Genomic DNA, 14,247 nt, shown 5'->3' on the forward strand with positions numbered 1-14,247 from the left:
GATCAATACCGGCAAATGGTTGCTTCTGTCAATAAGATTTATGCTGATTCTAGCTGGAATGCTTTTCAAAATAGGCCTTCCACTTTCCAACTAAGCTGTCTGAGGCATCGTACAAGGGTGGCTTTACAGTTCTTCCTCCAATTTCAATAGCTTCTAGTCCAGCTTTGAGTGACGTTGGGTTCCCTTCACGGGAGAGTAACTCGTAGATTTCTTTGAGATTTTCATTCATTTTACTGGCAGCATCATATTCACCTTTGATTGTCAAATTCACCATTTCTGTGAATTCTTTAGGCATAATATTTCCGATAACGGATATTACCCCTTCACCACCTAGTTTGATAATATCATGCGCCAATGCATCGTCTCCAGACAGTAACATCAAACCTGATGGTCTTCGCTCAGCGATCTCTTTGCATTGTGCCAAATCACCGGAGGCTTCCTTCATCGCTATGATGTTTTGATGTTCACCCAATTTGATAGTCGTTGATGCTTCCACATTAGAAGCTGTCCTGGAAGGAACATTGTAAAGGATGATTGGGTGGGGGAATGCATCTGCCAACATGCAGTAGTGCCTGAGAATTCCCTCTTGAGAGGGTTTATTATAGTAAGGACTTGCTGATAGGATAGCTGCAAGTTCGAATGATTTCAAGTCTTTTGATTTTTCAATTAAATCAAATGTATTATTTCCACCCAGACCAAAGACAACCGGTTTGCTGCTTTTTAAATGGTCAAGGACAAATTGCAGAATCTCAAGCTTTTGAGACCAGGAAAAGGCGGGAGATTCGCCGGTAGTTCCCTGCACCACAATGTAGTCAGCATTGCCGGCAATAATATGATCCAGCAACCTTCCAAGTGATTGATAGTCGACGGAATAATCAGTATTCATTGGCGTGGCAAGAGCAACACCTGTGCCTCTCAATTCATTTTTCATTAGTCACAAAGTTAAGCTAGATGCGACACCATCTATCTTTTAGTTAAACATAATTGATGTACTTAATTGGGTTGAGTCACGCTCCTTAAATCATTTTAAGGTATCTGACCATATTGGTCACCGCAGTTGGTGTGCTTTCATCCTTCTTCAGCGAGAGCTGCAACAAATCATAGTACTGTTCGGTTTCAAATCCGACTTTGCACGTTGCCTTACTTATAGCCAGCACATACTTGTAATTGATGTTTTCTGAGGTATCTAATGAAACCAGAAAGTCGAAGGTTTGATTAATGAAAAAGGAGAGGTTATCATTTTTTATGTTACCAGTTCCGGAGATATCTTTTTTGCTAAAGATGAGTTTGTCTTCCGAAGGCTTGTCTGCATATCCGATTTTGGCGACATCCTTGTTATCGCCTTTTAAGAGCTCTTCCAGCTTCTCTATCACCTCCGCGCTGAATTCGTCTGTATTATATAGAATACCAACATTATTAGCTTCTGCATAGGTACAGTGCTCCTTTGTGGCAATGGTTGGTTTGCCTTTGTGGTTAAGGAAAATGTTTTTAATCATTTTCTAAAAGTTCTCTAAATGATGACTCGTCCAAAATAGTAATTCCCAACGAATCAGCTTTGTCTTTTTTAGCAGGCCCCATGTTGGCACCCGCAACAAGGTAGTTCGTTTTTGATGATATGCTGCTAGCTACTTTGCCACCATGTTGTTTAATAAGGTCTTTTAATTCATCTCTGCCAAAGCTCTCAAAAACACCTGAGACAACAAAGATTAAACCCTTTAAGGTATCATCAGACCCTTCTTTTTGAACTGCTTCCAATGAAAGTCCTGATTCCTTCAACACATTGATCATTTGCAGGCTTGCATCAGCTTTAAAATACGCAACGACACTTTCCGCAATTCGATCACCTATCTCATGAACCTCAACTATTTCTTCAAAGGACGCATTTATTAGACGATCAATACTCACAAAATGTTGAGCAAGTTTTTCAGCCACGGTTTTTCCAACGTAACGTATACCTAGTCCAAACAAGACACGCTCAAATGGTATTTCTTTCGACTTTTCGATCGATTCAATAATATTTTGAGCTGATTTTTCCTTGATGGAACGCTTTGTTATTTCACCGGTTTCCTCATCAGTTTCTTCAAATTGAAGATTGTTGATGTCTTCAAACCTCAAGGTGTATAGTCCTGCAGCATTGTTGATCAGTCCTTTATCTAAAAAACCTTTGATGGTTCTGGGTCCCAAGGATTCGATATTTAGTGCATTTCTGCTAATGAAATGTTCAATCCGCCCTAGAACCTGCGGTGGGCAGCTTTCCTGATTTGGGCAGTAGTGCTGAGCTTCACCTTCTTTTCTTACAAGTTCGGTATTACACTCCGGACATGTAGTGATATAGTTTACCTTCTTCGCATCCTTTGGCCGACTGGCTACAGAGGTGATCTTTGGAATGATTTCTCCTCCTTTTTCCACATTGACACTATCTCCAACTCTTACGTCCAATCGCTCGATTTCATTGGCGTTATGCAAGGAAGCACGCTTTACGGTAGTTCCTGCCAGCAGTACAGGTTCAAGCTCCGCAACGGGAGTAATAGCTCCGGTCCGACCTACCTGATAGGTGATATCATTTAGTTTGGTAATTGCTGATTCTGCTTTGAATTTGTATGAAATCGCCCAGCGTGGATTCTTAGCAGTGAATCCAAGTTCAGATTGTTGCGCGACCTTATTTACTTTTAAAACAATACCATCTGTTTCGACACTTAACTTATGCCGCTCCTGATCCCAATGAGTGATGTAATCAAGAACCTCATCGATGCTATTGCACTTTCTATAAGTTTGTGAAACGTTGAAGCCGGATTTTTCCAAAAAACGCAAAGATTCTTCGTGGGTGTCGAAAGTGTTGACATCATCCAGATAGGAGTATAGGAAACAGTCCAGTTTTCTATTTGCGACAATGCTGGAATCTTGCATTTTGAGTGTTCCTGATGTCGTATTTCTCGCATTTGCGTATAAGGTAACCGGCGATTTGCCTTCTGCTTCACGTTGTTCGTTTTCCTTTACAACGGACTCGTTAAGCCTGACAAATTGATCTTTTGGCATAAACACCTCACCTCTAACTTCAAATGATTCAGGATAATCTGAACCTTGAACCTTAAGCGGTATGGATCTAATGGTTTTTACGTTTGGAGTAATATCATCTCCTTTGGTTCCATCTCCACGAGTTATTCCCTGGCTGAGTATGCCGTTTTCATATTTCAGACTGATAGCTACTCCATCAAACTTAAGCTCACAGATATATTCATAATCATCTGTGCCCAATCCTTTTTGTACCCTTCCATCAAAATCGACAAGCTCCTCCTTGGAATAGGTATTTCCTAGTGAAAGCATCGGATACTTATGAGGTACAGTTTCAAAATCCTTGGTGATGTCGCCACCAACGCGACTCGTAGGAGAGTGCGGCAGCTTAAGTTCTGGATATTCACTTTCAAGCCTTTCTAATTCCTTAAGCTTGGTGTCAAATTCATAGTCGGATATTTCAGGCTTACTTTTTTGATAATAGAGGTAATTGTGGTGATTTAGCTCTTCTGTAAGTGTTTCTATTTGCCTTTTGGCTTGCTTATTATCCATTGAAAACAAATCTATTTCATTCGGTCAGAATCATTGGCATTTTTTCTTGCTCAAGTGATGAGACCAGCTATTTTTGGGCTTCAAATTACAACCAGTTGTTAGATAAACGAGAACGCATATTAGCTTCGGCATATGCTCACTTTTCAACCAAAGGATATCATCGAACTACCATCAATGATATAGCTGCGTCATTGAAAATGAGCAAGAAAACGATCTATTTTGAGTTTAGAAATAAAGAGCAACTATTTGTTGAGGTAGGAAAACACAAGTTGGAAACCATCGTGGAGCTCTCCGAATTAATCGTTGGAGCTGATGAGGGTTTTATCACAAAACTCATTAATTACCTCGAAATGCTACATGAGCATGTCAGGCACATTAGCATCGATGTGCTTCAAGAATTGTGCAATGATAAAGGCATGCTTTCAAAAATTTTGTCAGAACATATCAACAATTCCATGTTGGATCGTTTCTCAGTACTTCTGCAACAAGGATACGCCGAAAAGATGATCGATGATCGGGTAGAACCTATGGTCGCCATTGTAATGTACAAGGAGACACTGTGCTCATTTTTATTCGGAAAACCCGCTGATTATCCATCAGTAAAACTTGAAAAAGAATTTCATGTATTTCTTTCAAAGCAGCTCCGAAGCTTCTTTAGAGGATTGTTATCCAAAGATGGGACCACTCGATTTGATGAGCTTTTTGATAATCTCCCGCATTTGACGAAAACATATGGCTGATTGAAACTTATCTTTGCCTCATGCCTGATCAATTTCTAGATCATCTTCAATCGAATTCAATATTTTCTGTGGTTTCTGAAGCCTCAAAGAAAATAGGTGTGGAATCCTATGTAGTTGGTGGATATGTAAGGGATTTAGTTTTAAAGAGACCTTCCAAGGATATAGATTTCGTTTGCATTGGTGGTGGCATTCAACTGGCAAAAGAAGTAGCCAAGCTTTTAGGTAAGGATGCAAAGCTGTCAACATTCAAAAATTTTGGTACAGCAGCAATACATCACGATGGTCATGAGTATGAATTTGTAGGCGCTCGCAAAGAGTCTTATCGAAGTGAGTCTCGAAATCCTATAGTGGAAGATGGTACGCTTGAAGATGACCAGAATCGTCGTGATTTTACGATCAATGCGATGGCCTTGAGTTTAAGTGATTCTAATTTCGCCAAGCTAGTTGACCCATTCAATGGGATGGAAGATTTACGGAATATGATCATCAGAACGCCCTTGGAACCCGGCATCACCTTTTCCGATGATCCATTGCGCATGCTAAGGGCCATCCGCTTTGCTTCTCAGCTACATTTTGATATAGAACCTGACACTTTCCAGGGGATTGTTGACCATGTAGAGAGAATTAGCATAGTTTCTCAGGAGCGAATCACTGATGAATTGAATAAGGTTATTTTGACGGACAAACCATCGTACGGTTTTCAACTCCTTTTCCATAGCGGACTATTGAAACACATTTTTCCGGAAATGACTGATCTTCATGGAGTAGAAAAGATCAATGGCAAAGGACATAAAGATAATTTTTATCATACCCTGCAGGTGCTCGACAATATTTGCGAGATGACAAATGACTTATGGTTAAGGTGGGCTGCAATTATGCATGACATTGCTAAACCAGCTACTCAGCGCTTTAACGAAAAGGTGGGATGGACATTTCATGGACATGAAGATCTTGGCGCAAAGTGGGTACCTGCGGTTTTCAAAAGAATGAAATTGCCATTAGATGACCGAATGAAATATGTGCAGAAATTGGTCAGGCTCCATTTGAGACCTATTGCTTTGGTGAATGATAAAGTAACAGACTCAGCGGTACGTCGGATGATCTTCGAGGCTGGAGAAGATGTACGCGATCTGATGACTCTTTGCAAGGCAGACGTCACTTCGAAGAACCCAGAACGAGTAAAGAAATATAGAGGCAACTTTAAGAAGGTGGAGCAAAGAATAAAGGAGGTGGAGCAGAGAGATCATATTATGAATTTTCACCCTCCGGTATCAGGGAAACAAATCATTGAGGCGTTTGATATTAAACCATCCAGGGTTGTTGGTGATATTAAGAATGAGATCAAAGAAGCAATACTTGATGGACGAATAAAAAACGAAGAAAAAGAAGCTTACGATCTTATGATCAAGCTAGGTCAAAAACATGGACTTACACCCATTTCAAAAATCATTTCCGGCTACAAAGACAAATAGCTATGTTTGCACGCGATTAAATGAAGAAGTCGCAAATAAGAGGCAAACTTTCAAGCCTGGACGAATGAAAAAATCTCATACTATGAAAAAAATATTTTTACTGATTGCTCTTTTGAGCGTAGGATTCGCAAACGCCCAAAGTCAGGAAATTGCACCTGGAGACTCCATCCCATGGGTACTTCGAAAGCAATCTTTTATCTACAATTCGGCTAAAATGTTTAATGATCCTATGGTAGCTCGAACGGCTCTATATAGCCTTTTAGCTGAGAATCCGGGAAACATAGCCTTATACGACTCTTTATCTCTTTTATACATCCAGTATAACCAAAATGCTTCCGCTGCTCTTGTGGCACAGCAGTCGCTTCAAATTGATCCAAACAATGAGTTTGCAATGGAGATTGCAGCGACAGGATTTGATAACCTTGGAGTTAAGGACAGAGCATTAAACTACTATGAGAAGTTGTATTTAGCGAATGGTGACATCAATACGCTTTACAAAATCTCTTTTTTACAACTAGAGCTAAATCGCTATACTGAATCAAATACATCACTTGACATCATTATCGGAGATCCAAGCTCAGATACAAATTCAATACGTTTTCCTACAGCGGATGGAGCCGGTCAAAATGTGATTTTGAAAGCTGCAGCACATCGTGTAAAGGCCATGATTTTGGAGCAAAAAGGAGACGTGGAAGCAGCGAAAGCTAAGTATCTGGAGGTGCTTGAAATGCAGCCTGGTTTTCAGATTGTGCAACAACAATTGAGAGATTTAACAAAACCAAAAACGGGGGAGTAGGTTTACTCTCCCTCAGTCGCGTTCTTTAACAACTCGAGCCAATTCAATAGTTCGTTGTAAACTTTCTGATGATTTTCAGCAAGTACAACAAGCGTGCCCTGGAAAGAAGCGCTTACAGTCGCAATAGTCTGACCTTCATCTGATTCCAGCGACCACACGTAAATTCGCTTCACCCACTTAGCTTTACTTGTCCAAGCCAGTGTATAAGGCTTTTTAACAGTCTGAATCTGAGATTTGCCATGAGTGCGGCCTTGCGTCCACTGAAAATTAGTGCCGACTGCTACTTCACCATCCAAAGTCACCTTTTTTACCTCAGGATTCCAGGAAGGCCAGTTCTCCATGTCTACAAGTACATTCCATACTTTGTCAATTTCCGCATTGATTATAATGGAGTGAGAGTCACGAATGCCCGCGTTCTCATTTATTTTACCTTTCTGAGCAAGTGCATTTAACTTTTTCATGGAATAGAAGTCTTAAGGTGATTGAGCTAAGTTATTCAACTTCTGAATCTTCTTCCTCCTTTTTTTTATCCTTCTTCATAAGGCCAGATGTCATAACAAGGCTCGTTACAATAATAACAAAGAGTAGAATGCCAGAACTAAAACTTTCGAAATAAAACTCGTCCGGTATGGAGTAGAACAGGAGTAGTGTAATGAGTCCACGAGGTGCAATAGATATGGCTCTTTTTACATTTTCGTGTTTATACGGTAAAAAAGAAAGAATACGACTTACATAAATGACAGCCAAAATGGCCGCACTTACAATAGCTACTTTGATGTCTAAAAGTGTGGTCAGAGCAATTGAAAATCCAAAAATCACAAAAAAGAATGTGCGCACTACAAATGCAGATTCAATGGTGATCATCAGGAAGGTTTCTTTTATGTTTTCGATGGCCATTGGCCGCAAGTACTTCTTTAATCTTCCAATGAAGAAGAGTTTATAATTATTGAGAATTAGTCCGAAAACCAGGATAATTAAAAGTGAAGAAAGGTGCATGAGTTTCCCAATACTGAAGAGAAGGAAGAGAACTCCAATCATGAGAAACAACTTCACTTTTGTTTCCAAATTTTGAAAAATGTAGATCAGTACGTAGGATAGAATTATAGATAAAACAATAGTGACTACAAGTCCGAAAGTGAAATCTCCTAAGACCATTACATTGCTGGTAGGCTGCACCAATTCTATGAGAAAATAGAACACCATGATTCCGAGAATATCTGAAAACGTGCTTTCATAAATATGGAATTCCTCGTCGTATTCATTTAGGTTAATGACTGAAGGGATTACAATAGCACTACTAAGAATTGAGAGTGGGGTAGCGTAAATAAGGGCGGTATTCCAATCCATATCTTTGAAAGAGCCTATAAGAATTCCGGATATGGCAAACATGCATATTAGAAGCCCTGCCAATGCGATTATGAATGATTTAGAAATGAGCTTCAATTTTTCCTTTGCGATCTTGAGCTCTAGTGCTGCTTCAAGTACGATCAAGATTAGCCCAAGCGTTCCAAGTACTTCAAGAATCCTTATGCGTGAAAAAATTTCAAGTATTCGTTCCTTTTCTACCCCAAAAACGCCAATGAGTTCACGCCCAATTACGCCCAGGAATATCAGCAACAGAACTGAAGGAATATTGGACTTTTCAGAAACTCGATTGAAGATATATGAGAGGATGATAATCAGCGAGGCTGCAATGATGATATAATACTCCATTTGGTTAGATTAGGTGACTAATTTAACGATTCAGTTTATCCAAAAGTAATCTATGAACTAAATGATTCTCTTAGAAGTTAGATTTGCTTGGATATTATTAAAATGACAATGGATAAGGCCACTTTTGGATCTGGATGCTTCTGGTGTACAGAAGCAGTGTTTCAACGCTTGAAAGGAGTATCAGGTGTAAAATCAGGGTATACCGGAGGACATACAAAAAATCCCAACTATCGAGATGTTTGTGGTGGCCAAACAGGACATGCTGAAGTAATTCAACTTGATTATGATCCAGATGTCATTTCTTATAAGGAGCTGTTGGAAGTCTTTTGGAAAACACATGATCCGACTACATTAAACAGACAAGGAAACGATGTGGGGACTCAATACCGCTCGGCTATATTTTATCATACTGAAGAGCAAAAGCAATTGGCCGAAAAGTATAAAAAGAAACTTAACGATTCGTCGATTTGGTCGGATCCAATTGTAACAGAAATAAGTGCACTTGGAGAATTTTATCCTGCAGAAGTCGATCATGATGACTACTATAATCAAAACAGCAGCCAACCATATTGTGCCTTCGTAGTGGCTCCTAAAGTTGAAAAACTGAAAAAGCTATTTGCGGAAAAATTGAAGTAACTAGTTGTAGTGTTTGCTCAGATGATGAACGTGCAGCCTGATTTTGTCAACCCTTGCTGTTACATGCTTAACATACTTGAAAAGTTCAGTTTCTAGCAAGTAAACTTGTCCTGAATAGGAATTGATACCAACATCATTGGCCGTCTCTTCCGATTTTTTTTCTATTTCAAGCATTACTTTACACTCTTCATTCATGAAGTGGATAAAGCTTTTGGAGTCATATTCACTTTCGAATTTTTTAATGTCTTTGAGCGTCTTCTTAATCTCTTTGTCATCACTTGTACGAGAGAGTTTTGTCAATACATTGTATAAGACCGTATCATAATGATGAATATCATCCAAAAGCGTTAAAATTCTGGTTCGATAGTCTTCATCAGTACATAATTCCTGAAGGCCTTCATAGGATGATAGCTTATCTGCTTCCAAATCCCAATCATAGGTAATCTCATCTATTTTCTCATCCAGCCGCTTTTCATCTTCTTCCTGTGCCAAAAGACTCACTGAAACAATCATTAATGCACTTACTAAGATGCTTTTCATGGTGTTTAAACTAAAAGTAAATTGTGATGGTATCAAATTCCGCTCCAAAAAACATCTTCAGAAGACGGAAACGCTAAGTTAACTATTCGTTTTTTGGGATTTCTACGTATAAAACCTGATTTTTAACCAATTAGTTTGTAATACTTTTTCCTATAATATTATACGATGATACGATCTGTTTATTTCTTACTTGTTTTATTTAGTTGTTCTTCTGCAGAACAACAAGGGATCGAACAAATTGACGCTCAAAAGCTACTTGAACTGCAAGAATCAGGATTTCAGGTAGTGGACATTCGAACGAAAAGGGAATACGATCAAGGCCATATTCCTGGCGTCCTTCACATTGATTACTTATCAAATGATTTCATGCAAAAGATGGAAGGTCAGGATAAGTCAACTCCTTTAATCATTCATTGTGCTTCAGGAGGTAGAAGTGGAAAAGCAGCTTCAGCTCTCCAGAAAGCAGGATTCAAATTGATTTATGATTATTCAGGTGGTTTTTCTGATTGGAAATCGAAAGGTCTGGAAGTTGAGTAGCAAATGTATCACCGGAAAAAGAACCTATGCTGACGAGAGCCTGGCACTTGAAGCATTGGTACAGCACCATATTATCAACGAATACCCTGCAAATCAAGGTCCTCGCAATGTATATCAATGTAGTGACTGTCTTAATTGGCACTTTACTTCCAAGGGAAATGCAAGTCCGCTTGATGACTCTGACATCAGGTCAAGAATAAAGAGAGAACGACTGGCTAATCAATGGGAACGAAGACTAAAATAAAAAAACCGCTTCGTTGGGCCGAAGCGGTTCGGATCCAACATTTGTATTATGAGAAGATTAATAGTCAGTGATGAATCCTGACGCAAAGAGAAAGAATTTTATTGAAATAGTTATATTATTTTACATTAGCGGTTAATTAATAAATCAATCACATGAATCAAGATCATGTCATTGAAAAGAATGAAATCGGTCAGTAAACGCTTTGTGCCAGACAAAGCTTATGGGTGAATTGCTGGTTGATCAGCGTAGTTAGTGAAATCTTAAAAATGTGTCAGCATTCTATAATCTAGCTAGCAGAAAGGTTGATTCTATAGCCCGCCTGGCCCCACTTTTTAATTGGCTTTGATCATCTTACGTTCATTTAAATCATGTAGGATGAAATTGATTCGATGCATCTCATCTACAAGTTCGTTTAGATGTGTTTCTTCTACGTTAATTTTTTCTTTCTCCTGAAAGCTTTGACTGATTTCTTTTTCTACTATCATGAAATTATCAATAGATTTTGAAAGGTGGCTTACCAGATTTTTGGTGTGGTACAGACGCTGATAAAAATCGGTCAACATTCGATTGTGACGCGTATAGTATTCAAGAGGTGGCGTTTTATTATTTATACTTTCCAGCAAGAGTTCAAAATCTGAGATAGACTGCTTATCTATTGCCTCCAGTCGAGGTAGATAGGAGCTATTTATATAGGCCTTGAGCTTATTTAATGAATTGATTAAATCAGGTTCTGATGAGAGCACATGCGTCTGAATTTTTCTTTTTTTCGTAGGGTTTAGTCCATTGACGTTACTCGGTAAGATTCCACTGACTACCCCTCCCAAACCAAATATCCCACCTATGGTTTCTGTGGTTCCTTTCAACGCGCGGTAAATACTGAATCCATTAGGTATAAGTAGGTAATAGCTTTGAATGTATTTATCCAAAACCTTTGTATGTACCAGGATACTATCAGGAATGCGCATTGATTCCTCATATTCATTAATTGAGTGTATGATTGTTGCTATTCGAAGAGAATCAGAATTATGTAATGAGCTTTCAAGGTTTTTGGCTTCCAAATTTAAATCAGCAACACGAATATTAAGCTCTTGGATGTAGCGAGGGTGGTTGGCAATTGTCTGAAAGTAATTGTGAGATAACTTGAGTTGACTTTTGCTCAGTGGAGCACAACCAATTAAGATAGTCAGGATTAAAACAGAAAAAGAGGCTCTAATATTCATTCCTTAAATCTCTCAACTATTTACTTAATAGAAAACACATCAATGATTTATCTATTCTGCTTGTTTCTATGAGTGACACCAACCCAATAGCAGGTAGATGAGGATTTGTTTTCTTTCCCGTGAGGTTGTCTGTTCACGTTAAAAAGCAACAGTCTTATAATTAACATTAACTTTCATATTTTTGCCCGCAAATCACCCAATATATGTCTGCAGAATTTCAAAGAAAGAAGCTTGGCTACTTCTTTCGTATCCTGGATTTGAATAACAATAGCTGTCTCCAAATGGACGATTTCACTGAAATGGTGGAGAAAGTGCGTGTTCGGCTTGATCATGAGCCAAATAGCAAGGAGCATAAACGAATCACAGAAAAAGCGGTAAAGCTCTTTAATTCACTTGTTAAGGATATAAAACCACTAGCTTTTAATCAAGTAACAGAAAGAGAGTGGGTAGATTTCTTCCTCAAAGAAGTGATTTTGTCAGGAGATGAAGATACACTTGATGATTACAAAGAGTTGATTTTCAATTTCATGTTTGATTTTTTTGACCAAAATCGAGATGGTTTTATATCAAAAAAGGAATACGAAGACTTCTATGACATTTTTGGAATTGATCGAACCTACTGCGACAAAGCTTTTAGCTTGCTCGATAAGACACAGAGCTACAGGTTATCGAGGTACGATCTAATGACTGCTGTTGAAGAATTTTTTGCATCTAATGATCCAACCTTGCACGGAAATTGGATTTTTGGAAACTGGGATTCTGAACCACACTCAGAAATCTAGCCTAACTCATCAATAATTGAATCCTCAACCAGATTAGGAATTGTGACTTTTAGATCTGGTGTTCGCTCCATTTCACGCTTAATCGCGAATAGGGCTTCATCATTCCGGGCCCAGCTTCTTCTTGCAATGCCATTGTTAACGTCATAAAACAGCATTGATTTTAATCTGCGATCTGCCTCATCAGAGCCGTCTAACAGCATTCCAAAGCCACCGTTTATTACTTCACCCCAACCAACTCCTCCGCCGTTGTGGATGGAAACCCAGGTTGCTCCTCTAAAACTATCACCTATAACATTTTGAATAGCCATATCGGCCGTGAATCGACTGCCATCGTAGATGTTGCTGGTTTCTCTAAATGGAGAGTCAGTTCCACTTACATCGTGATGATCACGTCCCAGCACTATTGGAGCCGAAATATCACCAGATTTTATCGCCTTATTAAATGCCTCGGCTATCTTAGATCTACCCTCGGCATCCGCATATAAGATACGAGCCTGAGAGCCGACAACCAGGCGATTCTTCTCTGCTTCCTCAATCCATCTAATGTTGTCTTGCATTTGCTGCTGGATTTCGGGTGGAGACTGAGCTTTTATTTCTGTCATGACTTTGAGCGCCAATTGATCGGATTTGCGAAGATCCTGTGCATCTCCGGATGTACATACCCAGCGAAACGGACCAAACCCATAGTCAAAGCACATCGGACCAAGAATATCCTGAACGTAGGAGGGATACTTGAAGTCAATTCCATTTTCTGCCATTACGTCTGCACCTGCACGAGAAGCTTCAAGCAGAAAAGCATTGCCATAGTCAAAGAAATAAGTCCCTCTTTCAGTATGCTTGTTTACTGCAGCAGCATGTCTTTTTAAAGATTCCTGCACTTTTAGCTTAAAGTCCTCTGGTTGGTTTCGAATCATGTTGTTAGAATCTTCAAAGCTTACTCCAACAGGGTAGTAGCCTCCTGACCAGGGGTTATGCAGAGATGTTTGATCTGATCCAAGCTCTACAAGTATATCATGTTCATAAAATTGCTCCCAGACATCTACAACATTACCAACAAAGGCGATTGAGACTACCTCACTTTTATCTTTAGCCTCTTTGACTCGTACAACTAATCTGCTGATGTCATCGACTATTTCATCCACCCAGCCTTGCTCGTGACGCTTATAAGCTGCATTAGGATTTACTTCAGCACAGACAGTGATACACCCGGCGATGTTTCCTGCTTTGGGTTGTGCTCCACTCATTCCACCCAAGCCAGCCGTGAGGAAAATTTTACCTGCTGAAGACGAATCTGCTCCTAGTTTTCTTCTGAAAGCATTCATCACGGTAATCGTGGTTCCATGAACAATTCCTTGTGGGCCAATGTACATATACGACCCAGCCGTCATTTGACCATACTGAGTGACTCCCAATGCGTTAAATTTTTCCCAGTCGTCTGGCTGAGAGTAGTTGGGGATCATCATTCCATTTGTGACAACTACTCTTGGTGCTTCTTTATGGGAAGGAAAGAGTCCAAGTGGATGTCCTGAGTACATGTGCAGAGTCTGCTCATCGGTCATGGTTGCCAAATATTGCATAGTCAGTAAATATTGAGCCCAATTTTGAAAGACCGCCCCATTTCCGCCATAGGTTATTAGTTCTTCTGGGTGTTGGGCAACAGCCGGATCCAGGTTGTTTTGGATCATCAACATTATGGCCGCTGCTTGCCTGGATTGTGCTGGATATTCATCAATAGGTCTTGCATTCATTTTGTATTCAGGCATGAACCTGTACATGTAAATTCTCCCAAAATCATTTAACTCTTGAGCAAATTCCTGTGCCAGTGTCGAATGCCAATCGGAAGGGAAGTATCGAAGCGCATTCCTAATTGCCAATTTCTTTTCTTCAACAGTGAGAATATCCTTGCGCTTTGGTGCTCGATTTACTAGCTCCCCAAGGGGCTTGCTTTGTGGTAATTCGGAGGGTATTCCTTGGAGTATCTGTTCCTTAAACTTCATCTTTCC

The 14,247-nt window shown here is 39.6% G+C and carries 15 protein-coding genes; 7 read left to right on the forward strand and 8 right to left on the reverse strand.

Annotated elements, in window-relative coordinates; all coding sequences use genetic code 11:
• Positions 1–49 precede the first annotated feature (49 nt).
• The 3 genes from dapA to ligA form a co-directional block, all read right to left on the reverse strand.
• On the reverse strand, positions 50–931 hold the full coding sequence (gene dapA / locus ACL8WY_RS00390) for a 4-hydroxy-tetrahydrodipicolinate synthase (protein ID WP_436516260.1): 882 nt from the start codon (positions 929–931) through the stop codon (positions 50–52).
• Between the two features lie 85 nt (positions 932–1,016).
• On the reverse strand, positions 1,017–1,496 hold the full coding sequence (locus tag ACL8WY_RS00395) for a DUF6913 domain-containing protein (protein ID WP_436516262.1): 480 nt from the start codon (positions 1,494–1,496) through the stop codon (positions 1,017–1,019).
• Positions 1,489–3,564, reverse strand: a complete 2,076-nt coding sequence (ligA, locus tag ACL8WY_RS00400) for an NAD-dependent DNA ligase LigA (RefSeq protein WP_436516263.1) — start codon at positions 3,562–3,564, stop codon at positions 1,489–1,491. Before ligA ends, ACL8WY_RS00395 begins: the two co-directional genes overlap by 8 nt.
• A 95-nt stretch (positions 3,565–3,659) precedes the next feature.
• Here ligA and ACL8WY_RS00405 point away from each other — a divergent pair, with 95 nt between their 5' ends.
• The 3 genes from ACL8WY_RS00405 to ACL8WY_RS00415 all read left to right on the forward strand — a co-directional run bounded on the left by ACL8WY_RS00405 (position 3,660) and on the right by ACL8WY_RS00415 (position 6,572).
• On the forward strand, positions 3,660–4,304 hold the full coding sequence (locus ACL8WY_RS00405; protein WP_436516264.1) for a TetR family transcriptional regulator: 645 nt from the start codon (positions 3,660–3,662) through the stop codon (positions 4,302–4,304).
• 20 nt (positions 4,305–4,324) lie between these two features.
• Entirely contained in the window at positions 4,325–5,776 is a 1,452-nt protein-coding gene (locus tag ACL8WY_RS00410) for a CCA tRNA nucleotidyltransferase (RefSeq protein WP_436516265.1), read from the forward strand.
• An 82-nt stretch (positions 5,777–5,858) separates the two neighbouring features.
• The gene (locus tag ACL8WY_RS00415) at positions 5,859–6,572 is read left to right on the forward strand and encodes a tetratricopeptide repeat protein (protein ID WP_436516266.1); all 714 of its coding nucleotides are present in this window, start codon (positions 5,859–5,861) and stop codon (positions 6,570–6,572) included.
• A gap of 2 nt (positions 6,573–6,574) precedes the next feature.
• Here ACL8WY_RS00415 and ACL8WY_RS00420 read toward each other — a convergent pair whose 3' ends face one another.
• The gene (locus ACL8WY_RS00420) at positions 6,575–7,033 is read right to left on the reverse strand and encodes an SRPBCC family protein (protein WP_436516267.1); all 459 of its coding nucleotides are present in this window, start codon (positions 7,031–7,033) and stop codon (positions 6,575–6,577) included.
• Positions 7,034–7,064: 31 nt separating this feature from the next.
• Entirely contained in the window at positions 7,065–8,285 is a 1,221-nt protein-coding gene (locus ACL8WY_RS00425) for a cation:proton antiporter domain-containing protein (protein ID WP_436516268.1), read from the reverse strand.
• Between the two features lie 108 nt (positions 8,286–8,393).
• Between ACL8WY_RS00425 and msrA the strand changes: the two genes are divergently transcribed.
• Positions 8,394–8,921 (forward strand): peptide-methionine (S)-S-oxide reductase MsrA, encoded by a 528-nt coding sequence (gene msrA / locus ACL8WY_RS00430; RefSeq protein WP_436516270.1) that lies wholly within the window; start codon positions 8,394–8,396, stop codon positions 8,919–8,921.
• On the opposite strand, the gene ACL8WY_RS00435 is transcribed toward msrA, so the two are convergent.
• A complete protein-coding gene (locus ACL8WY_RS00435; protein WP_436516271.1) occupies positions 8,922–9,461 on the reverse strand; it encodes a hypothetical protein in 540 nt (179 codons plus the stop codon).
• A 165-nt stretch (positions 9,462–9,626) separates the two neighbouring features.
• Here ACL8WY_RS00435 and ACL8WY_RS00440 point away from each other — a divergent pair, with 165 nt between their 5' ends.
• Together ACL8WY_RS00440 and ACL8WY_RS00445 are read left to right on the forward strand one after the other, a co-directional pair.
• Entirely contained in the window at positions 9,627–9,998 is a 372-nt protein-coding gene (locus tag ACL8WY_RS00440; protein WP_436516272.1) for a rhodanese-like domain-containing protein, read from the forward strand.
• A complete protein-coding gene (locus ACL8WY_RS00445; protein ID WP_436516273.1) occupies positions 9,991–10,242 on the forward strand; it encodes a hypothetical protein in 252 nt (83 codons plus the stop codon). The genes ACL8WY_RS00440 and ACL8WY_RS00445 overlap by 8 nt, the downstream gene beginning before the upstream one ends.
• Before the next feature lie 332 nt (positions 10,243–10,574).
• On the opposite strand, the gene ACL8WY_RS00450 is transcribed toward ACL8WY_RS00445, so the two are convergent.
• Entirely contained in the window at positions 10,575–11,462 is an 888-nt protein-coding gene (locus ACL8WY_RS00450) for a hypothetical protein (RefSeq protein ID WP_436516274.1), read from the reverse strand.
• A gap of 203 nt (positions 11,463–11,665) precedes the next feature.
• Between ACL8WY_RS00450 and ACL8WY_RS00455 the strand changes: the two genes are divergently transcribed.
• Positions 11,666–12,244 (forward strand): EF-hand domain-containing protein, encoded by a 579-nt coding sequence (locus ACL8WY_RS00455; RefSeq protein ID WP_436516275.1) that lies wholly within the window; start codon positions 11,666–11,668, stop codon positions 12,242–12,244.
• Here the strand turns inward: ACL8WY_RS00455 and ACL8WY_RS00460 are convergent.
• Positions 12,241–14,241 (reverse strand): urocanate hydratase, encoded by a 2,001-nt coding sequence (locus ACL8WY_RS00460; protein ID WP_436516277.1) that lies wholly within the window; start codon positions 14,239–14,241, stop codon positions 12,241–12,243. The two genes, ACL8WY_RS00455 and ACL8WY_RS00460, sit on opposite strands and share 4 nt — an antisense overlap.
• Positions 14,242–14,247 lie beyond the last annotated feature (6 nt).

Source organism: Ekhidna algicida, from assembly GCF_051379705.1.
GTDB lineage: Bacteria > Bacteroidota > Bacteroidia > Cytophagales > Cyclobacteriaceae > Ekhidna.